Genomic DNA, 26,308 nt, shown 5'->3' with positions numbered 1-26,308 from the left:
GGGCGGATGGCTATTCATTAAACTGCTTGAACTGCTGGCGGATGGCACTGAACCGGTCTTCGTCGACCGGGAAATCACCGTACCACGCATACTCGAACTGGGTCGTTAGCTGCTCGAAACGGAGGCGTTTGGGATTACCCGTTAATTCATAGGCATACTGGCGGTTCGTTTTGTCGGGTTGCCAGCGAATCAGTCCGCTATCGGCCAGATTTTTCAGCGTTTGCAGGTAGAGCAACCGTACTGCCAGCCGGTAGTTTCTGTTTTCTACGGCTTCGTTGATGCGGTCATTGAAATTGATCTGATGGATGTTTTCGTCTACGGTTTCGTAGCCCAGGCCTGTGTTTTTTGCTCGCCCAGGAAAAATGTTGGCTAGCACGTCGGCTTTGTAGAGCAACCAGATCACCAGCCCGGCAATAGCCAGCAGCAGCACGTATTGCCCAACGTTACGGTACGCTTTCGTCCGCATCAGTTCCCCGACTTTAAACCAAAACCAGGCCCAGAATCGATCCCAGGGGCTGGCCGTGGGCGGCACATCGTTCCCATACTGATAGGCCCGGTCGCCCTGAATAGCGCGCAGCTTTTCGGCGTCTACCGGCCGAACCTGCACCGGAGTACGATCATTGGCTGCTGCATATACAACCGTGTCGCGGGCAACGTCAACCGAGTCGGCGTCGTTCTGATCGGGCCCGGCAGAGTCCTTGCCCTGTGTTTTTTCCGGACTGACAACCACATCTTTTGCCTTAGCCGGCGAAACGGCGGTTGTGTCTTGCGCGGAAACGGGTACCACCCAAAAGATGGTGAGCAGCAGCAGTACAAAAAGCTGTTTCAACAGCATACAGAAATAGGCTACTATACCAATAGAGCCTATTTGAGGCACCTACCGGTTGTGGTCAAACTCCCTAACGATTAATAGTCTCCTTCTTCTTCCTGGCTCCGCCGATACGTACCTGATGTAGCAGCACCCGAGCGAGATACGCCCTGCCCAATTGAATCGATCTGGCTGCTCAGGCCGGTCCCTTCCTTTTCTTCAACCAGCGAGAAATACTGGAAAGCAGTAGCCGTGGCCGTCACCCCCTGCAGGACAGCTCCACCTACTGATGCAATAGCCGTGAATACAGCCGTCAGAACGGCGACATCCTTCAACACGCCAGCGCCGAACAGCATACCCACAATAGCGGCGGGGAGGGTAAATACCATGCTCAGAATCGAAATGATGATCCACATGATGATCCAGAGCCCGAATGTTTCCCACCAATGCCCACTAATTAGTTTGAAACTGCGGCTGAAAGCCTGTCCGACATCCTGCCGTTCAAACACCAAAATAGCCGGTGCGAGTGTGAGCGCAACGGTGACGTATATACCAGGGAGGAGAAACAACGCGGAGGCGAAGCCAATAATAAATGTACTGGCAATTGACAGCATAACCCCAGCGCCAATGTAACGCTGCACCTCCGTCCACACGGCACCTACTTCAACAGGACCGTCTTTGAGTTGCTCGCGGTACAACCGGATATACGAGAACGTAACCAGACTTGTGAGCACGTAGGCCAGTAATTGAAACACCATGCCAACAAGCCGGGGACCCGAAAAAAGCGCACCATAAAAGTCCATCAGTTTATCGGGTGTGTTGATCGAACCGGCGTCGGCCATCAGCTCAGCCTGCCCCAATCCAGATATCACCCCCCCAACCAGTGCCAGCGGGCCAACAATGTAAAGAAGTGCCAGCCCCAAACCGCGAATCTGCTCTGTTACGAAGGTGAACGTAGCGTTAATTTTTTCGCCGAAATCACGGCGTTGTTCAAACTGAATCATAGAGAAGCGAAGTAGCGACTAAGCACGTTGCCGGGCTCGGTTCAATTGGATAGGATACACGATGAAATACCAAATGATAAACGCGGCCGACGTACCTATAATTAACAGACTTACCGCCGGGGGGAGCGTCATTCGGGTGACGAAGCTTTCCAGAAAACCCGCCATAATGAAGATAGGAACCAGGCCCACCGCAATTTTCAGGCCCTGTTTGGCTCCGCGTTTAAACGACTCAAGCCGAGGCAACGTACCTGGGAAAAGCAGGCTGTTGCCCATGGTAAGGCCCGCCGCACCGGCAATAACAATAGCCGATATTTCGAGCGTACCGTGGATCCAGATTTTCAGGATAGACTCAGTAAGCAGGCCCCGCTCGTAAAAAAAAGCTTGAAAAGCACCGAGCATAACCCCATTGTAGAAGAGCATAACCAACGTACCTACTGACGCCACCACACCAGCCACAAAGGCCCGCAGCGACACACCGATGTTGTTGAGCGTAATCTGGAAAAACATAGTTGCCTGGTCGCTCCCGCCGTATACGCCCAGCGGGTTGCCTTTCCGGATGTTTTCGAGCGTCATATTTACGTACTCATCGCCCAGAATCAGCCTGACAAACGTAGGGTCGTTGATAGCCGATACCCAACCAATCAGACAGGCGATAATGAAAAAAGCCGCCGAAACAGCCAGCGTGCGTTGCGAATGGTAAAACAGAGTAGGTAGTTCATTCGTCCAGAATGAAGCAAACCGTCCCCGCTCCTCACGTTTGTTCTGCATTAGGCCCCGGTGCATCTGAGCAGCCAGGCCATTGAGGTAACGCGTCACGTTCGAGTCCGGGTAAAACGTGCGCGCATACGACAGGTCGTCGGTCAGTTCTACGTAGCGAGCCGTCAGTTCGTCCGGATCTCTCGTTGGGTTCCGTTCAATGTCGGCCCACTTGTCGGTGTTCCGTTTTACAAAGGCAGCTTCACGCATACAAACCGCAGGCAGTTGAGTTCGTCGACTTAACACAATCGACTTGGGAAAGTTACTTAACTATCAGCAAAGTTGGCGGCGTTTCGTTACGAATAATCGTAAAAAAGGATGAGCCGAAACAGCCTCAACCGGTATCTTTGAACCACTTGTTTATCCGCTGAAATGCCAGACCATACACCGGCGGTCTGCTGACCATTGTGGTTCATACACCCCGGTCAGACAGGACAGTTGGCCCATTAACGTCCACAACTTTATCAATGGCTCTTTCCATACAGACCACCCAGAACGTATTGCTTGACTATGAGCCGGCCAGTATCGGTGATCGCATCCTAGCTACCCTGCTCGATTATGTCGTTTTTGCGGCCTGGGCTATTCTTACCGTTGCCGTTCCGGCCGGGCTTGGCCTATTTGGCCGAGGGCAGTCGACAGTATATTTTTTGGTAGTGGTGCTAATTCCGATTTTCCTCTACGATTTTTTCTGTGAATGGCTATTAAACGGGCAGAGCATTGGCAAAATCGCTATGAAGATCAGGGTGGTCATGATGGATGGCTCACAGCCCGGAATCGGCGCCTATATGCTCCGCTGGTTGCTTCGGCTGATCGATACCCGGGTGTTTAGCGGCATTGTAGCTGTTCTTTGCGTGGCAATTAATGGTAAAGGCCAGCGGTTGGGCGACCTTGCTGCCGGCACTACGGTTATCCGGCTCCACACCCATGTTCAGCTCAACGACGTAACCTATACCAATCTGCCTGACACGTATCAGGTACGTTTCGACGAGGTTCGCCTGTTGTCGGATCAAGATATTCAGGTTGTTCGCGAAGTGCTTCGCCGGGGCTCGATCGATGCCGCCGATCGGACTGCCAACAAGCTTAAAGAGGTACTGGGCGTTACGTCCACACTAAGTACCTACGAATTTCTAACTGCCATCATCAATGATTACCAGTACTTGTCGATGCAGGACTAACGACTGACCAGCGGCCATCTAACTTCGCTTTTCCAGGCGTTTATTTTTCAATTCTCAAGATTTAGATCCAACAGCTCATTTATGCTTTCTTCCATCAAGTCGCTGTCTGCGCAATTCGCGGCCGACACCGTTGCCATCCGCCGACACCTGCATGCTCATCCTGAATTGTCATTTCACGAACAGGAAACAGCCCGTTTCGTGGCACGTGAGCTAACGGCCATGGGTCTCCACCCACAGGAAGGAGTAGCCGGTACGGGCGTTGTTGCGCTGATCGAAGGCACTAAACTAACCACCGACGGCTCCATCAATCGGGTAGTTGGCCTCAGGGCCGATATGGATGCGCTTCCTATTCTCGAGGCAAATGACGTACCCTATAAGTCGACCGTCGACGGTGTGATGCATGCCTGCGGCCACGATGTGCACACAAGTAGTCTGCTCAGTTCAGCCCGTATCCTGACCACCCTGCGCGACCAGTTTTCGGGCACGGTGAAGCTTGTTTTTCAACCTGCCGAAGAAAAGGCACCTGGTGGCGCGTCGCTGATGATCAAAGAAGGCGTGCTTGACAACCCGCGTCCCAATGGCATGATTGGCCAGCACGTGGCCACCAACGTACCTGTGGGAAAAATAGGCTTCCGTGAGGGGATGTACATGGCCAGCACCGACGAAATCTACATGACCGTTCGGGGTAAAGGAGGCCATGCTGCCATGCCCGACAACCTTGTCGATCCGGTCCTGATCGCTTCGCATATCATTGTAGCGCTGCAACAGATTATCAGCCGTAACCGGCCGCCTGCCAGCCCGTCGGTGCTCTCATTTGGTCGGTTTGTTGCCGATGGCGTCACCAATGTCATTCCAAACTACGTGGAAATTGAAGGCACCTTCCGGTGTATGAATGAGGAGTGGCGCGAAAAAGGGCTGTCTTTGATTCAAAAAATGGCGGAGACTATGGCCGAAGCGATGGGGGGCACCTGTGAATTTACGCGGGTGAAAGGCTATCCTTATCTCAAGAACCAGCCCGAACTTACCCGGCGGTTACGTACCCAGGCAGTAGCCTATATGGGACCCGAAAATGTGGTGGATCTTGATCTCTGGATGGCGGGCGAAGATTTCGCCTTCTATTCACAGGTTGTCGACTCGTGTTTCTATCGCCTGGGGACGCGCAATGAAGCCCGGGGTATTACGAGCGGTGTACACACGCCTACGTTTGATATCGACGAGGAAGCACTAACGATCGGACCAGGCCTCATGGCATGGCTAGCCGTACAGGAATTACAAATCGGTTAACTACTGAACACCGCCAGCGCAGGCAAGGAATTAGACTCCAGCGCTGGCGGTGTTTATTACTTGACTGTAACGTCGAGCACTTCAGCCAACATCGTACTCAACGAGGTTAGCGAAGTGGGTTTAGTCAGAAAGCGATCGGCCCCATTGGCGAGACAGAAATCGTTGTCTTCCTGAGCCGAAGATGTGGAAAGAATGACAACCGGGATGTCCTGGCTGACAGGTGATTTTTTGACTTGCGTAAGTACATCACGACCTGGTAGTTTAGGCAGGTTTAGGTCCAATACCAGCAGATCGGGATGTTCATCCGTTTCATTAAGATAAGGCATTACCTGATCACCATCAGTTAATGTTGTCAATTGCGTGTCTATAGACTGTTTTTTTAGCGCCAGTTCGAAAAACGTAATATCGTCTTCGTCATCTTCTACCAGCAAAATCCGGACCGGTTGGGACATAATTGTGGTTGCAAATAGGTAACAAATCTACGAAACATCTGGCTAGATTTTGCCCTAAAGCGTAAACTCGGACGCAATCGAATCACTTTTTGTTACTTCCTGTCTCGTTTCAATACTTTTTTTAACCAAGCAGGTAGGAGCAGGAAAGCACCAGACGCCCTATTCCTTAGCTTTGGTACAAAAATTAGAAAAAATGGCTGTATTCTGGGGCGTTGTGTTGCATGCTATCGGCGGTTTTGCGTCGGGCAGTTTTTATCTACCATATAGGAATGTGAAGGGATGGGCTTGGGAAAGTTATTGGCTCATTGGCGGATTATTCTCCTGGTTGCTCGCCCCTTTTTTACTTGGCTCATTAACCGTGCCCGATTTAATGGGCGTACTGAAGCAGGCCCCTACTGATACCTTACTGTGGACTTATTTCTGGGGCGTACTCTGGGGATTTGGTGGTCTGACGTTCGGGTTGGCCATGCGCTATCTGGGTCTATCGCTGGGAATGGCCGTTACGCTGGGACTTTGTGCTGTTTTTGGTACACTTGTTCCACCCATTTATATGGGCACAATCGGGCAATTGGCCAGCACCGTTTCTGGTCAGTTTGTTTTGCTTGGCGTAGCTGTATGCGTATTAGGCATCGGAATTTGCGGGCTGGCTGGCATGATGAAAGAAAAGCACCTCACCGATGAAGAGAAAAAAGCAGTAATCACCGAATTCGATATTCGTAAAGGACTGTTGGTCGCTATTTTTTCGGGCGTGCTAAGCGCTTGTTTTGCGTTTGGCCAAACCGCTGGCCAGCCGATCGCAGAGTTAGCGGTCAAGCATGGCACCGATCCCCTCTTTATGAATAACGCAACACTGGTGATTATTCTGCTGGGCGGCCTCACAACCAACGCTATCTGGACAATCTACCTGAACATTAAGAACCGGACGTATACCGACTACACAAATCATTCGGTACCAACCTGGACCAATATCTTTTTCTGCGCGCTGGCGGGCTTCACCTGGTACTTCCAGTTCTTTTTCTACGGCATGGGCGACAGCCAGATGGGTGCATACCGCTTCTCTGGCTGGACACTCCACATGGCCTTTATCATTGCATTTAGTAGCTTCTGGGGCTTATACCTCAACGAGTGGAAAGGTGCCAATCGCCCTACAATCCGAACAATTTCGCTGGGTATTGCTACAGTGGTATTATCTACGGTGATCGTAGGCATCGGAAATTACCTCGCTGAATAACGGCTCGATTAACTACCCTAAAAAAAGGGTGCAGACTAAGCAAACTTACCGCTTAGCCGGCACCCTTTTTTAGGGTAGTTGCGCATACCCAATCGTCGTATTAACCTGCGTGTAACTACCTGAAACACAAAAATACCCAGCCTTGTAAAAGGCTGGGTATTTTTTATATGCTCCGATGAGCAATCGGCGCTCCGGTGCTGACTAGGCCAGTGTCCGTTTCACCTCTTTTACTTCGAAGCCTTCGATGATATCACCAACTTCGATATCGTTGAAACCTTTGATACTCAGACCACATTCGTAACCCGTACGAACTTCACTGACATCATCCTTGTAGCGTTTCAGCGCGCTGATTTCGCCAGTATGGATTACGATGAAGTCGCGGATGATCCGAATCTTGTGGTTCCGTTTTACAGTACCGTCCGTTACGTAACAACCAGCCACCGTACCAATCTTGCTGATCTTGAACACCTCGCGTACTTCGATGTTGCCTGTGATGACCTCTTCCTGCGTTGGGGCCAGCAGGCCTTCCATTGCATCCTTGATCTCGTTGATGGCGTCGTAGATAATCGAGTACATCCGAATTTCGATCTGCTCCTGCTCGGCGAGCTTACGGGCATTCGATGAAGGACGTACCTGGAAACCGACGATGATCGCATCGGCAGTCGAAGCCAGCAGTACATCTGACTCGGAGATCTGACCTACCGCCTTGTGAATGATGTTCACCTGAACTTCACCCGTCGACAGTTGCAACAGCGAATCTGACAGGGCTTCTACCGAGCCGTCTACGTCACCTTTTACAATCACGTTAAGCTCTTTAAACGAACCAATCGCTTTACGACGGCCAATCTCTTCGAGGGTAATGTGCTTACGGGTACGCAGGGTCTGCTCACGCAGTAGTTGCTCACGCTTATTCGCAATTTCACGAGCCTCGCGGTCCGTTTCCATTACGTTGAACTTATCACCAGCCTGAGGTGCACCGGGCAGACCAAGAATCTGCACTGGTTGCGAAGGTCCAGCCTCTTTGATCCGCTCGCCACGGTCGTTGGTCATGGCACGGATACGGCCGTAGTGGGCCCCTACCAGCATGATGTCGCCCTGGCGAAGTGTACCGTTTTGCACCAGAACCGTAGTAACGTATCCACGACCTTTGTCGAGCGTTGCTTCTACTACGTTACCAGTGGCACGGCGTGCCGGATTGGCTTTCAGCTCAAGTACTTCGGCTTCAAGCAACACTTTCTCCAGCAGTTCGTCGATACCAAGACCTGATTTAGACGAAATTTCCTGCGACTGGTATTTACCACCCCAGTCTTCAACCAGGAGGTTCATCTGAGACAGTTCATTCCGGATCTTCTCGGCGTCGGCACCTGGCTTATCTACTTTCGAGAACGCAAACACGATCGGTACACCCGCTACCTGTGCGTGGTTGATGGCCTCACGCGTTTGGGGCATGATGCTATCGTCAGCCGCGATCACAATGATAACGACGTCGGTCACCTTAGCACCCCGTGCACGCATGGCCGTAAAGGCTTCGTGACCCGGCGTATCGAGGAAAGTAACCATACGGCCATCTTCCGTTTTCACGCTATAGGCACCAATGTGCTGCGTAATACCACCAGCTTCACCAGCCGCTACTTTAGCGCGACGGATGTAGTCAAGGAGCGATGTTTTACCATGGTCAACGTGACCCATGATCGTAACAATAGGAGCACGCAGTTGCAGGTCTTCTTCAGCATCCGGCGTTTCGTCCAGACTCGCTTCGGTCTCTTCTTCAGCAGATACAAACTGAATGTCGAAACCAAATTCATCAGCAATGAACGTGATTGCTTCAGCATCGAGGCGCTGGTTAATCGACACGAACATACCAGCACTCAAACAAACTGAGATTACCTCGTTGATCGACACGTCCATCAGTGATGATAGATCGTTGGCCGATACGAACTCGGTTACTTTCAGTGTTTTTGCTTCCAGTTCCTCCTGTTCAGTCAACAGGCGGCGATCTTCTTCACGCTGGCTACGACGATCACGACGACGGTCGGCTCCCCGGTTTGTCCGCGTATTACCACCCGTCATCCGGGCGTTAGTAGCGCGGATGTTGGCCGATACCTCCTGTTTTGTAGGTACGTCGCGGCGATCACCTCCCCGCTTCTTGTCGTTACCTCCTCCCGGACGTGGCCCATTACTATTGCGGCCCTGGTTGTTGCCGCCACCCTGACCTTGTGCAGGCCGGTTCTGGTTGTTACCAGCCGGAGCGCCTGTAGCCGGGCGGGTTGTATTGGTGTTTGTATTGGCATTGCCAGTACCCTGACCTTGTGCAGGCCGGTTCTGGTTGTTGCGGTCTCCTTGCGGATTGTTGCCCTGATAGCCCGGACGATCGCCACGCGGCTGTCCGTCACGAGGGGCGTTCACTTGACCCTGGCCCTGGCTCTGACCACCTGCCTGGGGTTGTCCACCACCTGGGTTTGGCTGACCAGGGCGACGGTCATTAGCATTCGGAATACGTTTCCGCTTTCCTTTCTTATCACGGCCTGCCGCACCACCACCCTGAGGGCGGTTAAACTGCGTTAGGTCAATGGTTCCTTTTACGGTCAGACCCTTCAGTTGCACGCTGCCTTCTGCCCGAATTGTCTCGACAGGGCGAGCGGGCTCTTCAGGAGCCGGAGCAGGGCTATCTGCTTTAGGCGATTCTGCTTTGGGAACTTCAACGGCCTTTGGCGGAGTAGCAGCTGGCATTGCCGCCGGACGAGGTGCCTCAACAGGTTTAGGCGCTGGAGCTGCAGCAGCCGGTTTTTGCAGCTCAGGCTGGCGGGCTTCAACAGGCTTGGGTGTTGGAACTGCCACCGGGGCTGGCGTTGGTGCTGGTTGTGTTGGCTTCAACTCGGCTATCGGGGCAGGTGCCTCAACAGGTTTCGGGGCTGGAGCCGGAGCAACCGGCGGTGCCGGGGCTACGGGTGCTGCTGCCTGAACCGGTACGCTAGCCGGCGCGGGCGCTTTAACCTCAGGCGCCGCAACCACAAGGGGTTTCGGAGCTTCAGGCGCTTTAGCCACAACGGGAGTTGGTGCCGGAGTGCGTTCAGCCTGAACAGGCGGCGCGGGCTTCGGCGGATTGAGGTCTATTTTACCCACTACCGTCAGACCAGGCAGGCCAGACGCCGGGGCAGCCTCACGCTGTGCCGGTTGTGCAGTAGGTTTGGCAGGCTCGGGGGTACGGCCAGCAGGTGCCCCAGCGGGTGCCGTTTTTCCTCCCTCAGCTGCGTTTGGGCGTCCCTGCTCATCACGCGAGTAACGTGGCAGGTAGTCATCATCCCGACGGGCCGGTGCCTCACGGTGCGCCTCTGCCGGAGCAGGTGCGTCGGCCGATTTGCGGGTCCCGTTCAAGAGATCGTTTGCTTTAAATTCCTTCGCTAATACCTCCAACTGTTCAGTGTTGATTTTGGTATTAGGGTTTATTTCCACCTTGAACCCCTTGGCAGATAGCGTACTCGCAACAGAGGATAGTCCTTTGTTGAGAATTTTTGCCACTTGGCTCAGGCGCATTGATTTATCTTCTGCCATACGTTCGGTTTAGACCCGACAAAATTAATGGTTGTTTATACAGTGATAACAACGGTTAACGGATTATAAATCCCAAAAAGGGAGTTTCAGGTTTCAAGTTTCAGGTGTCAAGTGCGTTGAAAACTCAATAACTCCGAGAATTTGCAACGTACCTGACACTTAAGATTCGAAACCTGAAAGTTTTTTACTCAAATTCCTGCCGGAGGATATTCAAAATATCTTCAACGGTATCTTCTTCAAGATCGGTGCGACGAACCAGTTCTTCCCGGCTCAGCGCCAAGACACTCTTGGCTGTATCCAGACCAACCCGGCGGAACTCTTCGACTATCCATTCGTCGATTTCGTCTTTGAATTCCATCAGATCAACGTCTTCATCGTCTTCCTGGCCATCCGTCTCACGATACACGTCCAGTTCCAGATTAACCAGTCGACCAGCCAGTTTAATATTCTGACCACCCTTACCAATCGCCAGCGACACCTGATCGGGTTTCAGATACACCGCAACCCGGCCAGCGTCTTTGTCGATATTCATCGAGCTAACTTTGGCAGGACTCAATGCCCGACTGATGAGCAGTTCAAGGTTCTCGGTGTAGTTAATTACATCGATGTTCTCGTTGCCCAATTCGCGCACAATGCTGTGAATACGTACACCCTTCATACCGACACACGCCCCAACGGGGTCGATGCGGTCGTCGTATGACTCAACGGCCACTTTAGCCCGTTCGCCCGGTTCGCGCACAATCCGACGAATCGAAATGACGCCATCGTAAATTTCCGGAATTTCAGTTTCGAACAGCCGTTCCAGGAAAACCGGTGAGGTACGGGACAGAATGATCTTGGGCGTACCATTGTTCATGTCGACCCGGTGAATAACTGCCTTTACGGCGTCGCCTTTGCGGTAGCGATCTCTGGGAATCTGCTCACTACGGGGCAGACTCAACTCGTTGTTTTCTCCATCTACCAGAATAATTTCGCCTTTCAGAAGTTGGTACACTTCAGCCGAAATCAGGTCGCCAACCTGGTCTTTGTATTTCTGGTACAGCAGTTCTTTTTCTAAATCTTTAACACGCTGAATGAGCGTCTGGCGGGCCGTTTGTACTACCCGACGCCCAAAATCTTCTAATTTAACTTCTTCGGCCACCTGCTCGCCAACTTCAAAGTCGCTCTGAATAAGGCGGGCCTCGGCGAGGGGTATTTTATCGTAATCCCAGATATCCTCTGAGTCATCGTCAACAATTTCGCGGGTACGCCACATCTCCAGATCACCACTTTCGGCGTTGATAATCACGTCGAAGTTGGCATCAGTTTCGTATTTTTTACGAATCATTGTCCGGAAGACTTCTTCCAGAATGGCGATCATGGTGGGTCGGTCGATATTTTTTGACCGGGCAAATTCAGCAAAAGATTCGATTAACTGTCCGCTATTCATTTGGCGTATCGGGTTGGCTGAGGGGTGATTATGCGCGGCAGAACTCACCTCTCATGTATTTAGTCATTCCTTAAAATTGAATCTCTACAGTGGCTTTCCGTATCGATCCGTAGGGTATCGTCTGTATACCTTCTGGCGGCAATTCAGTCAATGCTTTGCGCTTGGTCTTACTTAGCTTAGCAGGCGGCACATCAAGTACAATTCCCTGTTCATCTACCGACTCAAGCTTGCCAATGAGCAGGGGCCCATCCGTAACCTGTACCTTTAGCAACCGGCCCACATTCTTACTGAACTGACGTTGTTGGGTCAACGGAAAGTCAACTCCTGGCGACGAAACCTCCAGATTGAAGGGTGAATCACCAAAAAAGTCTAGTTCATCCATCTGATTACCTAGTGCCCGGCTTATGCGGGCGCAGGCTTCGATGGTCATTCCTTCGTCAGAATCAATCAGAACGGTTACTTTGAGTAGGCCTCCCTGCTTGCCAGCTATCTGAATATCAACAATATAGTACTCGCCATCGTTCAGATACGGCTGCAAGAGTGCTTCGATGCGTGCGGTGTCGGTCACGGGGTTTTCCAATGAAAAAAGGGAGCCGAACTCCCTTTGCTGATCCTGTCTGATGTCGCTAAGTGGCGCAAAGATAAGGCGTTATTCAGCGAAAAGCAACCCGGCGCGGCTAGCAGGGCACTCCCTTTGTCTTACTTTTGCGCCGTCATCCCGTATCTCCACATGTCATTACAAACGCGTATCGGCCAATTTCTAGCCTTCATGGGTCGTTCGCTGATCTGGTCGCTACACCTGGGTGTGTTCTTCTACACCTTGCTGATTTATTACCTGCTGGGCTGGCTTCCACTGGAACACTGGCTGGCTAGTATGATCATGATCACGCTGCCCGTTGCCTGGTTGCTGCTCGTACTTCTGGGCCTGTTCTGGCTGTTTAGTCGCCCCTGGCGCAGCACCCTGTCGGTTATCGGGTTAGTACTTGGCTATTGGTTACTGCCCCGTACGCTGTCGGTGCATACGCCCAAAGAGGCCACTGGAAGCAACCACGCCTTTACGCTGCTCAGTTATAATGTGTCGGTATTCAACCTGGATAAGTATTACCAGGACCCGCAGAAACGTGTTCCGGCTAAAACCAGGCAAATGACAGATTGGGTAATTCGCCACCCGGCAGCGATCAAATGCTTTCAGGAGTTTTACACCAGCGATCAGACCCCTACCTTTCAGATGACCTCCCGTATGGAGAAAGCGGGGTACCGCTACCACGCTTTCGTACAGGATAAGCAGACGGGTAGCATTGGGGTGGCTACTTTCTCGCGCTATCCGATCGTTGCACAGGGTAAGCAACTGTTCAGTTCCTTCAATGGTATGGTCTGGACCGATATCCAGATCGAAACGGACACGATCCGGATCATCAATGTTCACCTTCAATCAATGGGCATCCGGGTACGTCGGGTGTTTCAGGAGGACAAAATGTCAGGGGTAAAAACAGAGACCCGAACTGTTCTTGGCGCGCTGAAAGCAGGCTTTAAGGCCCGGCAGGGCGAAGTCCGGTTCGTTGAGGACTGCATTGCCAGCAGCCCATACCCAGTGGTGGTCACGGGCGACTTCAACGATACGCCTTATAGCGTGGTGTACGAACGCCTCCGGCGCGTGTTGCCCAACGCTTTCGAGAAGGCAGGTCACGGATTCGGATTTACGCTAAATCGGGCTCCGAAGACCATTCGCATCGATAACCAGTTCTTTGATCCCCGACTGGAGATTCTCGACTTCATCACCCACCGCGAGCAGCCCAACTCCGACCACTACCCGATCGAAGGCAGGTACGTATTGAAATAAGTTTGATGATTGTGGTTTGAGGTTGCGCTACGACTTCACATAACCGGGTATTAGCAGCGCAACCTCAACCCACAAAACATCCTAAGGCGTTGCATTCACCCACACTTCACCGTCGGTGAATAGTTCCTTCTTCCAGATGGGAACGGTCTGTTTGATGGTATCGATGATGTAGCGGGTTGCTTCAAAAGCAGCATCGCGGTGGGGCGTAGCAACGCCAATCAGTACGGCCATTTCGCCAATGCGCAGCACGCCCGTTCGGTGAATGATAACGTACTTCAATACAGGCCAGCGTTCGCATGCCTGATCGGCAATCTTCTGCATTTCACGAATTGCCATTGGGCCATACGCTTCATAATCAAGCTGGTTTACCGAGCGCTGCTGCGTGTTGTTGCGCACTACCCCGAAAAAAAAATCGATGGCGCCGGCTTCGTCGGTTTGCAGGTAATGGTACGCTGAACTAAAGTCGATTGGGTCTGCGGTAAGAGCAATCATTACAACGATCAGTTATCAATTAACGGGTATCTATAAAGCTACAGCAACAGCCAATGTAGCAATCAGGCGAGGCAACGTACCTGCGCAATGGGAATTAGCCATTGATGCCTGATTATTGACCTAGCCACCGCTCACGGGCGGAATCAGGGCAATTTCGTCAGAGGGGTTAAGAACCATATCGGGTTCGGCGTATTCGCTGTTCACGGCAACCAGCACCGATTTCACGCCAGCCAGCGCCGGATATTGCTCGTGCAGGTGAGCCAGCAGATCAGCCACGCGGCCCCCCTTCGCGAGCGGAACCGAAAGCCTGTTTTGTCCGACAAGGTCGCGGGTGATGCCAAAAAGCAGCACTGTAAGGGGTTGTGTCATCATGACAAAGTAAGCAGTGGATTTATTGTCTGTCAACGTTCGATAGCTGCGGTTGAGTGCCAAAACAGGGTCAAGAAACCGAAAAAAGGCCGTCACTTGCTGAGTAACGGCCTTTTTTTCAGTTGGTACTTTATATAAACTACCGGTTATTATCCAGCTTACGTTCAGCTTTTTTCAGGCTGCGATCCGTTTTATCGAGTGCCTTATTTGTAGCGCGCTTCGTTTTTGTTTTGGCTTCACGGGTCTCGTCTTTAATATCCTGCTTTGCCTCACGGCTTTCGCGCTCAATCTTGTCACCCGCCGCATTCATGGTGCGTTTAGCCTGTCGGCCCGTTGCTTTCGCGTTTTCTTTCACATCCTGCGCCTGAGCGAAGGTTAGGGTTGTGGCCAGTAAGGCCATCAAAATAAGAGGCTTCTTCATTGTCGTTGTGCAGTTAGTGGCCCTAGTCAGCCATATTATCCACAACTGCCGCCTACTCCCGATGGTTATGAAAACTCGGTTAGGATGTCGTTAAAGTTCGCGACCGTATCCGTATTCACAACCGTTCCTCGAACAGTTTAAGGATGCGTTTATACTCGTCCATCCAGCTCGTTGGCTCCACAAAACCGTGATCTTCTACGGGGTAAGGAGCCAACTCCCAGTTTTCTTTTTTCAGTTCGATCAACCGTTGGGTCAGGCGTACAGCGTCCTGAAAATGCACGTTTACGTCGACCATGCCATGACAGATGAGCAGGTGTCCTTTCAATCCGGCCGCGTGATAGATAGGCGACGACCGACGATAGGCCAGGGTGTCAGAATACGGTTCGTTCAGGATGTTGCTGGTATAGCCGTGGTTGTAGGCCGCCCAGTCGGTCACGGGGCGCAGGGCGGCTCCGGCCTTAAATACATCAGGGGTGGTAAACATGGCCATCAGGGTGATGAAACCGCCGTATGAACCGCCATACACACCAATCCGCTTGGCATCAACGCCGTGATTTTTCACCAGCCAGTCGGCTGCATCCACGTGGTCAGTCAGGTCTTTGCCTCCCATGAACCGGTAGATGCCCGTCCGCCAGTCGCGGCCATAACCCGCTGAGCCTCGATAGTCGATATCGAGCACAGTGTAGCCCTTATCGACCAGCAGGTTATGGAACATATACTCCCGGAAATACTGGCTCCACCACTTGTGCGCATTTTGCAGGTACCCCGCCCCGTGCACAAATACCACGGCTTTCCCGTTAGCTTTCACCGGAGCGTCGGCGGCCGGTTTATACAAGCGGGCATAGATGGGTTGCCCGTCACGGGCCGGAATGGTAACCACGTCTGCACTGCGCCACGGGTACGTTCGGAAGCGCTCACTCGTGCTTGACGTAAGTTGTACTGGTGTTGCAGGTACGTTGCCGACCTGTCCCTTTCTGGTGGCTTTCGCCTTATCGCCGCCGGTCGCGCCGGGGTTGCTCATCAGATACAACTCCCAGGGCTTTGTAATCCCCGAATACCGAACCACAATCTGCGACTCATCGGGCGACAGCGTAGCGTCGTTGGCACCGGTCATGGTGGTGAGTTGGGTACGTGGCCCGCCCGTTACGGCCATGCGGTACAAATGCTGTTCGCCGGGGTGTACTTCATTGGTGGTGAGGTAAAACGTTTTCTTGTCGGCCGACAGCACCACCTGCTGCACTTCAAACCGGCCCTTCGTGAGCTGGGTACGTTGCCCCGTTTGCACGTTCATTGTGTACAGGTGCGCATACCCATCTACCTCCGACTGGTAATAGATGGTCTGGTCGTCGAGCCAGCCTAACGTACCTGCCGAAAAACCGCCGCCAATACCGGGCCCTCCGATCCAGGCTTCATCGCGTTGCCGGTCAAGGAGTTTCAGGCTGGTTGGCTTTTCAGTATCCAGCAGCATCAGCCAGCGGTCTTTGTTATCTACCGCCCGAACAACAACTACGGCATAATGCGCAGCAGGCCCTTCGGCCCATACAGGCGAGCTTACGTACACTGGTCGATTAGCCGATTTTTTCAGCTCAGCGGCCAGCTTACGGGTTGTGTCGGCTGGCGTTTTTTCAGCCGCGGCAACGGTTGTCCGACCTGCCACCGCAGCGGAGGTACTCGTCACGGCTGAGGGCATCAGGTAGTCGGGTTTATCGGTAATACCGGGCAGATTGGCCAGGCTGACCGGCAGGGCCGTATCGCGCGCGATGTCATAGACCATAAATTCTACGGCCGACAGCGGTGCGCCTACTTTGGTGCGGGCGGGTAGATCTTCAGTAAAGCCCGATTCAGTAACAAAGCTGGGGACAATGGTCGATTTAGCACCGGAAGCCGCTTTCATCAACGCAAACGTTACTACCCGGCCATTGGGGCTCAGGCTGGCGTTCATCACCGATTTGCCCTCCGTGTAAATTGTTTTGGGTCGGCGGGGCTGCTCGGCTTTGGTCGTTCGTTCGGCCTCATCGCGTTTGGCTTTACGGTCTTTCAACACGTCAAACAAGGCGAGTTGATCGCGCTTGAGCCACGATTCCTGGCTGGTGCTGCCAGGCGTTGGCCGTTTTGCACCGGGATCGAAATTGGTGAGCTGCTCGGTTAGGCCCGTCGCCAGATCAGTGCGAAACAGGTTGTTGGCGCGGGTAAACAGCACGGCTTTTTCGTCGCCCGAAAAAGTGGGGTTACTCTCGCGGTCCACGGTGTTGGTCAGGGTACGTACCTGACCCGTTTTCCGGTCGAGCAAGAAAATGTCACCGTATTTAGCGTAGAGGCGCAGCGTTCTGGCCCGGTTGTAATCTGCTTCGGCGGGAGTCAGCGTCCGGCGTTCATCGATCGATACTTTTACGGGCTTCGTCGATGGTGCGTATTTACCACCTGGGAGCGTGATTTTGTAGAGGGAATCGCCAAGCGCTTTGTCGGGCCGGCTCAGGTCATTCCAGTTGAAATAGATGGTACGGGAATCATCACTCCAGAACACGCCCGACGGCGACGTACCCACCCATTGGCGGGGGTCCTGCATGATGGTCTCGACGGTGAGCGTTGGTTTGGCAGATTGGGTTTGGGCAGATGCGGCGGAAGCAGCGCCCAACAGAAGCAAGCTGACGAAGATGTGTTTCATGCCGCAAAATAGAGCTTTTCTGACAGTGGTGTGACCCATCAGCCCACTGGCAGAAAAACTCTTGCCCTTATCCGCCGACTCGCCTACTTCCGCGTAGCCAGTTGCCTGCTCATACGCCGCTGAAACTCAATAAAGTCGCCGACCTGCTCTGTTGGCAGCGCCCGGGCCAAAATGGTTTTGTCTTTACCAAGCACATACACCGTCGGTGTCTTTACTACATCGAACTGCCTGCGAAAATCGGTTCGGAAGCTAAAATCATACCCGTTTACCCAGTTCTGAATGCCGTATTCACGAATGAACGCCTGCCATGCATCGGGGCTGTTATCTACCGCAATGGCGCAGAACTGTACGTCTTTGGTAGTCTCTTTATTTCTGGCGAATTCCAGCAGTTTGGGCATCGACTCGCGGCAATGGACGCAGGTAGGGTCGTAAAAGAACAAGACGGTATAGTCGCTTTTTGTGGCCTTCAGGTCAATCGGTTGGCGCAGGGTGTCACTCACCGTCAGGATTGGAAATGGCTGTCCGACCAGCAGCGGCTTTACCGTTTCTACGCGCTTACGGATGTTTTCGACCGTCACGGGGTCTGACGCGGGCATCACGCCCGACAAGTAATAACGCTCGGCCATGTGCACAAAAACGCCTTCGGTACCCATTACGCGGGGGCGCTCGTACTGGCTAGTGATGTACCAGATGGCGTACGAGAGCATCTCTTTATTGGCGCGCGCTTTCGACACTATAAAATCGGCGCTTTTGACGAGCGAATCGGTCACCGGCGCGGTCATCTGCTGCAAGTACTGGTCGATCTTGCGCTGAAAAATGGGGGTACGTACCAGACGATCGTCGGCAAAATCGAACGAATCCCAGAAGTGGGTCTTGTAATAGCGGTACTGGAACGTGGAGTCGACTTTACCATTCCTGAGCTTCGGCGGAGCCGGAATATCAGGTTCCAGCGATGCCCGTAGAAACTTGCGGACCAGCAGTGAATCGGATACGCTTACGGTTGCTTTCTGAAACTGAACGAGCTTGCGCTGCAATTCAGTCATCTGGCGCCGGATGGTTAACTTACCCATCTCATCGGGCCTGAACTGAGCTTGAATGTCAAGTGCTTTGCCTTCATCGGTAAAAGCAAGCATCTGCTTCTGATAGGCGTAGAAAGCTTCGTTATCAGGCGAACCGGTCACGTGCATGTCAGCAACAAAATTGGTTGTGTCGGTCTCGAACGAAAAGCGCTGGGTGCCTACCAGCAGTTCAATGGCACGCCTTTTTTTCAACGGCGTTATAGCAATATAGAGGCCCTGAGGCAGGGCGTTTTTGCCCTCAAAAGCAAACCGGCCGCTGCTATCGAGCCGGGCGGTGTCTTTCGGAATATATTGGTTGTACCCAAAGTAATGGGCCAGCACTATGGTGGTGTCGCGTAAACCGCGAATGCGCCCTTCAATCCGGAAGCCAGCGGGCGATTGGGCAAACAAAGCCGCTGCTAAGCTGGTGAAGACCAGCGTGAGTAAAAAACGATTCATGGCTGTATGGGTGTTACGTTCAGCAGGCGCTCGCATAACGTACCTGCTGAACGTAAGCCCTTACAAAAAACGGGCCATAGTTGGCCTTACCGACTGGTTGGTTTTGCCTTCACGGTCGCCGTCTTTGCCCCCCCGGTTTTAGCCGGTGTGCCCAGCGCAGCCTGTTTACGGGTGAAGTCCAGAAAATCTTCTATCTGCTCGGCAGGCAGCCCGCGGGCGATAATCTTCTTGTTCCTATCCAGCACATAGAGCGTTGGCGTAGTGGCTACATCATACTGCCGACGGAAGTCAATCTGTTGCTTGTGGTCATAACCGTGCATCCAGGTGTTGAGCTTAAATTCTTTGATGAACTTCTTCCAGTCGTCGGCCGAGTCTTCAATGGCAATCGCTACTACCTTCACCCCTTTACCGGCTGGCGAATCGGTGAATTTCTTCACTTTCGGCGCCGCTTCGCGGCAGTGACCGCAATGAGGCGCATAGAAGAACATGATCGTGTAATCGGCCGCTGCTAGGTTATTGAAGCTCAATGGACGGGCAAGGGTATCGCCCACGATGGGCATGGCAAACGTTTTACCTACCTGCAATGGCTTGAGCACCGCCACCCGCTCGCTCACCGTTTTCATCGTCGCCGAGTCGATGTTGGGCATCTGGCGGGTGAGCCAGTATTTCTCGACCATATGAATAAAGAGGCCATCGGTGCCCAGCACTTTAGGCCGCTCATACTGGCTGGTGATGTACCAGATCAGGTAGGGCTTCAGGTCTTTTGATGCGCCAGCCTTGCTGATCAGGTAATCGGCTGATTTCGCCAGCGAATCACTCTGTTGCACGGTTAATTCCTTGATGAACCGGTCTATCTTAGGCTGCAACAATGGCGTGCGCAGCATCCGGTCGTCGTTCAGGTCGAAGTTATCCCAGAAGTGATTTTTGTAGTACGCGAACTGCCAGAGCGAATCGGGCCGACCGTTGGCGGCTTTGGGCGGCGTGGGTACGTCGGGTTCCGACGAGGCCAGCAGGATCTTGGTAGTCAGCAGCGATTTGTTCTGCGCCAAGAAATCGGCCCGGTAGGCACGTGCCTGCGCCTGCATGTCTTTCAATCGCTGCGCCGACGCTTCCGTTTTGGGCTGTTTATCGGCCTGCCGCATTTCCTCGAAGAGCCCTTTCAGTTTCTGCTGATAGCCATAGAAAGCTGCGTTCTCGGGTGAGCCAGTCACCTTCATACTACCAATGAAATCGGCAGTATCGGTTTCGAAAGCAAATTGCTGTTCGGCCAGCACAATGTCGAAATAGCGCCCTTTGGGCATCACGACCAGGTACAGCCCACCGGGCAACGATTTTTTACCCTGAAAGACAAAATTCCCGTTGGCATCGACCCGGGCTGTATCTTTCGGCACGTAATGGGTGGGATCGTACTGGTAATGGGCCAGCACCACGGTGGTATCTTTTACGCCCCGAATTCGCCCCGTAATACGGTGCCCCTCCGTAGTGGTTTGGGCTAGGGTCAGCAAGGGCAGCAGGCCCAGCATCAACACAAAGAAGTTACGACGTTTCATAGCACAAAAATAAGCGTTCGGCGGCCAATCAACGGAGCCAAATCGTCTAATAACGAATCATTAACGAATCTATGTTCTACTTTCTGTCGAAAACTGCCGGGTATTTCCTTACGCCCGCCGGTTGGCTGTTGGCTTCACTGGTCGGTGCGCTCCTTTTTCCCCGGCAACGTCGACGCTTACTGCTCATTTCACTGGGGCTATTCTGGTTAGTTGGTAATAGCTTTCTGGTCAACGAGCTGGCCCGAGCCTGGGAGGTGAATCCGCAATCGGATGTTCTCAGCCGCCAACCCGGTGATACCACCACACGTGTAGCCGTGGTGCTCACTGGCGGCACGATGCAGACTCAACTGGCGGTATTACCTACCCGACCGATGCTCGCACAACAGGCCGATCGACTGGGGCAGGCGCTGTTTTTGTACAAGACCGGCCAGGTTCAGAAAATCCTAATCAGCGGCGGTAGTACAAACCTGTTTTTTATGGATACCGAAGCACTGCACGAAGGCCACGAGGGCATGAAGTTTCTCCGGCTGGCGGGCGTACCGGCCCGCGATATGATCTGGGAAACCCGCTCCCGGAATACGTACGAAAACGCCCGGTTTTCGGCCCGCGTGCTGCGCAACACTTTTCATACCGATCGATGCGTCTTGGTAACCTCGGCCTTCCACCTGCGGCGGGCAACGGCCTGTTTCATCAAAGCGGGCATTCAGCCAACGCCGTTTCCCGCCGCGTTTATTCAGGAACCCCGCACCTTTGTGCTTTCTAATTTACTGGTGCCCCACGAGCAGGCATTTGCCGACAGCATGCACCTGATAAAAGAAGTGTTTGGGTACGTTAGCTATAAGGTGGCCGGGTATATTTAGATACCTTACCGGCCCATACCCCTCCTGCCTGCCAAACCATTTAATACATAATGCACCAATAAATGAGCGCAGTTATGTAAAAAAACCTTTTTAACCCGTTTTTTGACTGACCAAACAGACAATACAATCTACCTCTATGAAACGTCCTCTTCGCCTGCCTGGCGCATCAGCCCTGCTGCTCGCCGTTTTTCTGATGACTTTCGGCTGTAAAAGCTCAACGCCCGACCCTGTTGTACTCACGTCATTACAGGGTAGCTGGAAAATCACCGGCCTCACCGTCGATCCAGCCTTCATGTATTCGGGTGTTGGCATCACCAACCTGATCACTGCTCTGCCCCTACTGGGCGAAACCTGCGTGGAAAACGCGGTGGTGACCTTCAATTCAAACGGCAGTATTTCCAACAACATTGCCACGCAGCCCACCTGCACCAACGCTACCTATACCAAACTACTGGTGAACACATTTTTCGGACCAACCACTACATATGCAGAGCCCAACGCCACCACGGCCACGCTAACAACGGGCGGGCAGGTGGTTACAGGCACGAAGACGTTCACGACCAACACCGTTACGCTGGTTGCTAAACTTCCGACCGATCCACTGGGCACACCAGTTGCCACGACGTACACAGTTGTAATGACGAAGCAATAAGCTGGTCTGGTACGGTGTGTGGCATACGTTCACCTACCTCAGCGGAGTTCTGTTACTAAAAAAGTCCCCGAAGATGACCTTCGGGGACTTTTTTAGTTATTCGACCTAACTCAGAACAGGTTCGGGTAATCGGTAATGATGCCGTTCACGCCGAGTTGAATCAGCTGGTCTATTTCGGCTTTGGTATTCACCGTCCACGGAATGATGAGCATGTTCTTCTCGCGGCAGGCTTTCACCGTTTCAGCCGTTACTGTTTTGTAATACGGGCTATAGATCGGCGGCGTGAAACCCAGCGTGGCCAGATTCTCGGCCACCGATTTTGCATTGGCCGTCAGGTATGCCAGCCGTACAGCGGGGTATTTCTGATGAATCAGCTGGAGGGGCCGGGCATCAAACGATTGAATATTCAGCCGGTTTCCCAGCTTTTTTGATTGGCAGACGGCCATCACCAGTTCCACGAATTCGGGTGGAGCGGGGTGGTACTTACCATCGGTCTCCGGGGCAGACTTTATCTCTACATTGTAGTTTGGCAGCGGCAGCTTTCTGGCTTTTGCATATGCCTCCACTGAATCGATGAGTTCGGCCAGCAGAGGTTTGTAAGCGGTCATTTTCTGTTGCTCTTTGAACTGCGCATGCGGCTTGGTGCCGACATCAAACTTTTTGATATCGGCGTAGGACAACTGATAGAGGTTAATCGATTTTTCCTCGGCAGCGGTAACCGGCGTTCCGTCCGGCTTCGACGATATGCTCGACGCCATGTAGGTATCGTGCGACACCACGACCTGCCTGTCTTTCGAAATAACCACGTCGAGTTCCAGCGTTTCAACACCCACATCGAGCGCTTTTTTCATCGCTGCAACCGTGTTTTCGGGCATCAACCCCCGGCAGCCTCTGTGGCCCTGCCGGTCAAATTTGGGTTGCGCCATCAGTGTGTTCGCGCCTAGCAGCAGGGCAAACAAGCCTATTGTTTTCATAGTAGTCAGGTACGTTCTTATCATCATTAAAAACTAAAGCGGCCACCAATCTGAATCTGAAACGGATCGCCTGACGGCGTAACGACGCCTGCTGTGTTAACCCGGTAGTTGAACTGTTGCGTAGCCTGGCTGAAAGCAGGTACGGCGGCGGTAGTAGCTGTAGCCGGAATACCGAGCGCGTACAATGCCTGCGTACCCAATGACAGATTCGTGCCCTTGTTTCTGTTAAGCAGGTTTGCCACATTAAAGGCGTCGACAGATACTTCCAGACTCCGTTTGTTAAACACCCGGAACCGCTTACTGGCCCTCACATCAAAAACACCGTAGAAGCCATTTATACCGCCGTTACGCTCCGCAATTCGGCCCGAATACGCATTAATGTAGTCTTTGATGCTCTGGCTGGCGTTCGGATTATCGAGAATAGCCTGTAAGCCTGCTTTTACGTTGGCTGGTACACCTTCGCCGTTCCGATCGAAAATGAAGGCCAGGTCATTGGTTCCAACGAAGTCGGCGTTGCTATTGGCGCCCGATAGCAGGGTGTAGCGCGTGCCCCCAATGCCCGAATAGCGGAAACCAACCGTGACGCCGTAGAAGCTGGGCAGGGTGCCGAACACGACAACTTTGTGCCGGAACTGATTATCAGAATACGTCAGGTTGCTCAGGTTGCGGGGATCATCTTTCACCGGCAGCACCAGCGTAGCAGTGTTGGCTACGTTGCCATTGTAGGACGTGTTATCCCGGGTATCGTTCCAGGTGTAGCTCGCTGAAATCTCACCATCTTTAAAGTACTGATAGGTAGCGTCGGCAACTACGGCGAACTGGTTCACCTTACCCATGCTGTTCAATTCCAGCACGCGCCCCAACCGCTTACTGATGCGTCCCTGTAACCAATCGCCCGCACCGGTGGATGGCATAGTGCTTAGCGGTACGTATACCCCCCGATTAGCTTCGTTGGCCAGCCGGAAAAACGGATCGGCAACCATGTTACGGTCAACATAGACGTAGTTATTCCGACCCGACGTCATGAAACCGGCAATGCCTACTCTTAGCTTCTCGGTGAGGTAGCGTGTATACGACAGGTTCGCTTTGTAAATAACCGGTACCTGCGCATCGGCTCCCGTCATGTTGATGGTCGGCAACTGGAAAGCAGCCAGCGACGGAATGCTGGCGTAGTTGGTGCGGTACGCCGCGAAGTCAGGCGTAGGTACGTTCGGTGCCCGCACGTCGACGGTAGCCAGGTGCTTGCCGTCGAAGGTCAGGTTGTTGATAACCACGTAGTTGTTAATATCGGAAGCAAACACGCCACCACCCATCCGCACAAAATCGGTGTGCTGGTTATTGACGTCCCAGGTCAGTTGCAGGCGAGGCTGCACCACAAACGACTTGATCTTGTTATCGGTACGCAGACCCAGATCATCCAGCACCACCTGGTTCAGGGGCGACGATGGGTAGCGCGCATAATCGAAGCGGAGCCCAGCAATCAACTCCAGACCGGGCGATAGTTTAGTAGCCAGTTGCCCATACAAACCAGCATTGAGCGTATTCCCGATCACGGCCAGGTCATCTACGAGGGGCACCTCACGGAAATAGCGATACGGTTGCAGACGATCAAATTTCTCCAGGGCAGTGCCCGTTGCGTCGGCCACGTAATGGAAACGACCGTTCACTTCACTGCCATACACTGAGTTGGCTCGGGTGTACATCAGGTCGAGTCCGAACGTGTACTGTATTTTGTCGGTGTTGTAATACAGGTTATCGACCAGTTGGATCACGTTGTTTTTGAAGCCTTCCTGCGCAAAGCGATGCCCACCCATTTGCAGGGTGGTGGCCCGGTTACTGCCCGCAATCAGTGAGGGCACGTTTTCAACAAGGTTCCGGGGAATATTAGCGGCTGGCAACTGATCACCGGGGCTGCTATTCTGGTAGGTGTACAGATGCTGTACTTTCAGCTCGTTGGTAATCCGGGGACTGATCGCCGTACGCAGGGTAGCCAGAAAGCTATTGTCCCAGTTGAAATCATTACCGTACGATTCATAAATGTTGATAGGCGAGTTATCCTGCAAGCCCAGCTTATTCAGGTCGCGGGTGTAATTGTTTCTGACAGTCAGCAGGTTTTTGGCGTTGAGCTGCCAGTCGAGCCGTAAAAAGGCGGCATCGGAACTGCGTGGCTTATCGAAGGTGCCGTACTGGGGTGCGTTCGATGTTCCGTAACTGGTCCGGGCAATGCTGACAAACTGGTCGAGAGTCGCTCTGGTCACGTTGAACCGGTTTTCATCGGTGGGCGATTGCACATCGGCAATAATCAACGGACGGGAGTCCTGCTGGTGATCCCACACCATGAAAAAGTGCAGTTTGTCTTTAATGATCGGGCCACCCAACGAAAAACCGTACTGATTTGTCGCGAATTTGTTGGTACGTTCATTACCCCGGATGTCATACCGACTTGACAACCAATTGGCGCGGGTATAGTTGAAGATACTACCTGTCAGTTGGTTGGTACCGGCCTTGGTTACCGCGCTGACAACACCTCCGCCGGTACGGCCATAGGTGACATCGTATTGGTTGGTCACCACTTTAAACTCCCGAACGGCCTCGATCGAAATCGAATAAGGGGCCCCACTCCGGCTGGTGGTTGACCCGGCCGAGGTCGGGTTCTTCGCCGTCATGCCGTCGATGGTGTAGTTGGTCGACGAGCCGAGTTGCCCGGAAATACTGCCACCCCGACTCAGGGGCGACAGATCGGTCAAGGTGGTAAAGTTACGGCCATTCACGGGCAGGCTGGCAATCGATTTGGCTGAGATCGCCGTAGCTGCACCCAGGTTGTCGATCTTGTTTTTCAGGCCCGATGCCACCACCTGCACCACTTCCAGCGTCTGACTATTATCCTGCATCGGCAGGTTCAGGCGGATGGCGTCGCCCTGATTGAGCATGTAGCCCGTCCGGGTCTGATCGCCATAGCCAACAAAGGAAACGCGAATCGTATAGGGTCCGCCCAGAGGCAGTTCTTTAAACAGGTATTCGCCCTGCACGTTGGTTACCGTGCCCGTATTAAACCCCGTTGATTCATTACGTACCTGAACGGTGGCCCCAGGCAGTGGGCTTTTCTGGGTATCGGTGATGATGCCGGCTATAGAGGCTTGTGTAGTTTGCGCCAGCGCCTGCTGCGAAAAAAAACAGGCGGCAAGGAAGATCAAGAGAAGCGGTAGTACGTGTTTTTTCATGCAGCTGAAGCGTGTTATTTCAGGCTGCAAAGAGAGCGTTTCGGTATTACCTGGTT

General features: G+C 53.0%; 21 protein-coding genes. 6 read left to right on the top strand and 15 right to left on the bottom strand.

Going from position 1 to position 26,308, the window contains the following annotated elements; all coding sequences use genetic code 11:
• Positions 1-10 precede the first annotated feature (10 nt).
• The 3 genes from F7231_RS02175 to F7231_RS02165 all read right to left on the bottom strand — a co-directional run bounded on the left by F7231_RS02175 (position 11) and on the right by F7231_RS02165 (position 2,778).
• Positions 11-829 (bottom strand): DUF4129 domain-containing protein, encoded by an 819-nt coding sequence (locus F7231_RS02175; protein WP_166690742.1) that lies wholly within the window; start codon positions 827-829, stop codon positions 11-13.
• Positions 830-906: 77 nt separating this feature from the next.
• The gene (locus tag F7231_RS02170) at positions 907-1,812 is read right to left on the bottom strand and encodes a DUF7847 domain-containing protein (RefSeq protein ID WP_166690741.1); all 906 of its coding nucleotides are present in this window, start codon (positions 1,810-1,812) and stop codon (positions 907-909) included.
• Between the two features lie 18 nt (positions 1,813-1,830).
• Positions 1,831-2,778, bottom strand: coding sequence for a stage II sporulation protein M (locus F7231_RS02165; RefSeq protein WP_166690740.1), 948 nt, complete (start codon positions 2,776-2,778; stop codon positions 1,831-1,833).
• Between the two features lie 257 nt (positions 2,779-3,035).
• Here F7231_RS02165 and F7231_RS02160 point away from each other — a divergent pair, with 257 nt between their 5' ends.
• Positions 3,036-3,743, top strand: coding sequence for an RDD family protein (locus F7231_RS02160; protein WP_085414913.1), 708 nt, complete (start codon positions 3,036-3,038; stop codon positions 3,741-3,743).
• Between the two features lie 81 nt (positions 3,744-3,824).
• The gene (locus F7231_RS02155; protein WP_166690739.1) at positions 3,825-5,027 is read left to right on the top strand and encodes a M20 metallopeptidase family protein; all 1,203 of its coding nucleotides are present in this window, start codon (positions 3,825-3,827) and stop codon (positions 5,025-5,027) included.
• A 56-nt stretch (positions 5,028-5,083) separates the two neighbouring features.
• Here F7231_RS02155 and F7231_RS02150 read toward each other — a convergent pair whose 3' ends face one another.
• The gene (locus F7231_RS02150; protein WP_166690738.1) at positions 5,084-5,479 is read right to left on the bottom strand and encodes a response regulator; all 396 of its coding nucleotides are present in this window, start codon (positions 5,477-5,479) and stop codon (positions 5,084-5,086) included.
• 193 nt (positions 5,480-5,672) lie between these two features.
• On the opposite strand from F7231_RS02150, the gene rhaT reads away from it, so the two are divergent.
• Positions 5,673-6,710 (top strand): L-rhamnose/proton symporter RhaT, encoded by a 1,038-nt coding sequence (gene rhaT / locus F7231_RS02145; RefSeq protein WP_166691171.1) that lies wholly within the window; start codon positions 5,673-5,675, stop codon positions 6,708-6,710.
• Between the two features lie 201 nt (positions 6,711-6,911).
• Here rhaT and infB read toward each other — a convergent pair whose 3' ends face one another.
• The 3 genes from infB to rimP form a co-directional block, all read right to left on the bottom strand.
• Complete coding sequence (gene infB, locus F7231_RS02140; RefSeq protein ID WP_166690737.1) at positions 6,912-10,262, bottom strand: translation initiation factor IF-2; 3,351 nt, start codon at positions 10,260-10,262, stop codon at positions 6,912-6,914.
• Between the two features lie 184 nt (positions 10,263-10,446).
• Positions 10,447-11,691 (bottom strand): transcription termination factor NusA, encoded by a 1,245-nt coding sequence (gene nusA, locus F7231_RS02135; RefSeq protein ID WP_085414918.1) that lies wholly within the window; start codon positions 11,689-11,691, stop codon positions 10,447-10,449.
• A gap of 70 nt (positions 11,692-11,761) precedes the next feature.
• Positions 11,762-12,271, bottom strand: a complete 510-nt coding sequence (rimP, locus tag F7231_RS02130; protein WP_208295512.1) for a ribosome maturation factor RimP — start codon at positions 12,269-12,271, stop codon at positions 11,762-11,764.
• Between the two features lie 150 nt (positions 12,272-12,421).
• Here rimP and F7231_RS02125 point away from each other — a divergent pair, with 150 nt between their 5' ends.
• Complete coding sequence (locus tag F7231_RS02125) at positions 12,422-13,531, top strand: endonuclease/exonuclease/phosphatase family protein (protein ID WP_085414919.1); 1,110 nt, start codon at positions 12,422-12,424, stop codon at positions 13,529-13,531.
• Positions 13,532-13,612: 81 nt separating this feature from the next.
• Here the strand turns inward: F7231_RS02125 and F7231_RS02120 are convergent, their stop codons facing one another.
• The 6 genes from F7231_RS02120 to F7231_RS02095 all read right to left on the bottom strand — a co-directional run bounded on the left by F7231_RS02120 (position 13,613) and on the right by F7231_RS02095 (position 20,545).
• The gene (locus F7231_RS02120) at positions 13,613-14,023 is read right to left on the bottom strand and encodes a molybdenum cofactor biosynthesis protein MoaE (RefSeq protein WP_085414920.1); all 411 of its coding nucleotides are present in this window, start codon (positions 14,021-14,023) and stop codon (positions 13,613-13,615) included.
• A gap of 120 nt (positions 14,024-14,143) precedes the next feature.
• Entirely contained in the window at positions 14,144-14,392 is a 249-nt protein-coding gene (moaD, locus tag F7231_RS02115; protein ID WP_085415291.1) for a molybdopterin converting factor subunit 1, read from the bottom strand.
• Positions 14,393-14,531: 139 nt separating this feature from the next.
• Positions 14,532-14,813: a hypothetical protein gene (locus F7231_RS02110; protein ID WP_166690736.1), complete on the bottom strand. Its 282-nt coding sequence runs from the start codon at positions 14,811-14,813 to the stop codon at positions 14,532-14,534.
• 115 nt (positions 14,814-14,928) lie between these two features.
• On the bottom strand, positions 14,929-17,478 hold the full coding sequence (locus F7231_RS02105) for a prolyl oligopeptidase family serine peptidase (protein ID WP_166690735.1): 2,550 nt from the start codon (positions 17,476-17,478) through the stop codon (positions 14,929-14,931).
• Between the two features lie 83 nt (positions 17,479-17,561).
• Positions 17,562-18,995 carry a TlpA family protein disulfide reductase gene (locus F7231_RS02100; RefSeq protein ID WP_166690734.1) on the bottom strand — a complete coding sequence of 478 codons (1,434 nt, stop codon included), beginning with the start codon at positions 18,993-18,995 and terminating at the stop codon, positions 17,562-17,564.
• Between the two features lie 86 nt (positions 18,996-19,081).
• Positions 19,082-20,545: a DUF4369 domain-containing protein gene (locus tag F7231_RS02095; RefSeq protein WP_166690733.1), complete on the bottom strand. Its 1,464-nt coding sequence runs from the start codon at positions 20,543-20,545 to the stop codon at positions 19,082-19,084.
• A 71-nt stretch (positions 20,546-20,616) separates the two neighbouring features.
• Here F7231_RS02095 and F7231_RS02090 point away from each other — a divergent pair, with 71 nt between their 5' ends.
• The gene (locus tag F7231_RS02090) at positions 20,617-21,405 is read left to right on the top strand and encodes a YdcF family protein (protein ID WP_166690732.1); all 789 of its coding nucleotides are present in this window, start codon (positions 20,617-20,619) and stop codon (positions 21,403-21,405) included.
• Between the two features lie 136 nt (positions 21,406-21,541).
• Positions 21,542-22,057 carry a hypothetical protein gene (locus F7231_RS02085; RefSeq protein ID WP_085414926.1) on the top strand — a complete coding sequence of 172 codons (516 nt, stop codon included), beginning with the start codon at positions 21,542-21,544 and terminating at the stop codon, positions 22,055-22,057.
• A gap of 110 nt (positions 22,058-22,167) precedes the next feature.
• On the opposite strand, the gene F7231_RS02080 is transcribed toward F7231_RS02085, so the two are convergent.
• Positions 22,168-23,031: a glycerophosphodiester phosphodiesterase family protein gene (locus F7231_RS02080; RefSeq protein WP_166690731.1), complete on the bottom strand. Its 864-nt coding sequence runs from the start codon at positions 23,029-23,031 to the stop codon at positions 22,168-22,170.
• A 26-nt stretch (positions 23,032-23,057) separates the two neighbouring features.
• Positions 23,058-26,252 carry a TonB-dependent receptor gene (locus F7231_RS02075; RefSeq protein WP_166690730.1) on the bottom strand — a complete coding sequence of 1,065 codons (3,195 nt, stop codon included), beginning with the start codon at positions 26,250-26,252 and terminating at the stop codon, positions 23,058-23,060.
• Positions 26,253-26,308: the final 56 nt, after the last annotated feature.

This window comes from Fibrivirga algicola (assembly GCF_011742925.1).
Taxonomy (GTDB): domain Bacteria; phylum Bacteroidota; class Bacteroidia; order Cytophagales; family Spirosomataceae; genus Fibrella; species Fibrella algicola.
This window is presented reverse-complemented; position numbering and strand designations above follow the sequence as displayed.

What these genes read in the sequence shown, in the direction of transcription:
- F7231_RS02170 (WP_166690741.1), bottom strand. Translation starts at nt 1,812, where the DNA reads ATGATTCAGTTTGAACAACGCCGTGATTTCGGCGAAAAAATTAACGCT.
- F7231_RS02165 (WP_166690740.1), bottom strand. Translation starts at nt 2,778, where the DNA reads ATGCGTGAAGCTGCCTTTGTAAAACGGAACACCGACAAGTGGGCCGAC.
- F7231_RS02160 (WP_085414913.1), top strand. Translation starts at nt 3,036, where the DNA reads ATGGCTCTTTCCATACAGACCACCCAGAACGTATTGCTTGACTATGAG.
- F7231_RS02155 (WP_166690739.1), top strand. Translation starts at nt 3,825, where the DNA reads ATGCTTTCTTCCATCAAGTCGCTGTCTGCGCAATTCGCGGCCGACACC.
- F7231_RS02150 (WP_166690738.1), bottom strand. Translation starts at nt 5,479, where the DNA reads ATGTCCCAACCGGTCCGGATTTTGCTGGTAGAAGATGACGAAGACGAT.
- rhaT (WP_166691171.1), top strand. Translation starts at nt 5,673, where the DNA reads ATGGCTGTATTCTGGGGCGTTGTGTTGCATGCTATCGGCGGTTTTGCG.
- infB (WP_166690737.1), bottom strand. Translation starts at nt 10,262, where the DNA reads ATGGCAGAAGATAAATCAATGCGCCTGAGCCAAGTGGCAAAAATTCTC.
- nusA (WP_085414918.1), bottom strand. Translation starts at nt 11,691, where the DNA reads ATGAATAGCGGACAGTTAATCGAATCTTTTGCTGAATTTGCCCGGTCA.
- F7231_RS02125 (WP_085414919.1), top strand. Translation starts at nt 12,422, where the DNA reads ATGTCATTACAAACGCGTATCGGCCAATTTCTAGCCTTCATGGGTCGT.
- F7231_RS02120 (WP_085414920.1), bottom strand. Translation starts at nt 14,023, where the DNA reads ATGATTGCTCTTACCGCAGACCCAATCGACTTTAGTTCAGCGTACCAT.
- moaD (WP_085415291.1), bottom strand. Translation starts at nt 14,392, where the DNA reads ATGACACAACCCCTTACAGTGCTGCTTTTTGGCATCACCCGCGACCTT.
- F7231_RS02110 (WP_166690736.1), bottom strand. Translation starts at nt 14,813, where the DNA reads ATGAAGAAGCCTCTTATTTTGATGGCCTTACTGGCCACAACCCTAACC.
- F7231_RS02105 (WP_166690735.1), bottom strand. Translation starts at nt 17,478, where the DNA reads ATGAAACACATCTTCGTCAGCTTGCTTCTGTTGGGCGCTGCTTCCGCC.
- F7231_RS02100 (WP_166690734.1), bottom strand. Translation starts at nt 18,995, where the DNA reads ATGAATCGTTTTTTACTCACGCTGGTCTTCACCAGCTTAGCAGCGGCT.
- F7231_RS02095 (WP_166690733.1), bottom strand. Translation starts at nt 20,545, where the DNA reads ATGAAACGTCGTAACTTCTTTGTGTTGATGCTGGGCCTGCTGCCCTTG.
- F7231_RS02090 (WP_166690732.1), top strand. Translation starts at nt 20,617, where the DNA reads ATGTTCTACTTTCTGTCGAAAACTGCCGGGTATTTCCTTACGCCCGCC.
- F7231_RS02085 (WP_085414926.1), top strand. Translation starts at nt 21,542, where the DNA reads ATGAAACGTCCTCTTCGCCTGCCTGGCGCATCAGCCCTGCTGCTCGCC.
- F7231_RS02080 (WP_166690731.1), bottom strand. Translation starts at nt 23,031, where the DNA reads ATGAAAACAATAGGCTTGTTTGCCCTGCTGCTAGGCGCGAACACACTG.
- F7231_RS02075 (WP_166690730.1), bottom strand. Translation starts at nt 26,252, where the DNA reads ATGAAAAAACACGTACTACCGCTTCTCTTGATCTTCCTTGCCGCCTGT.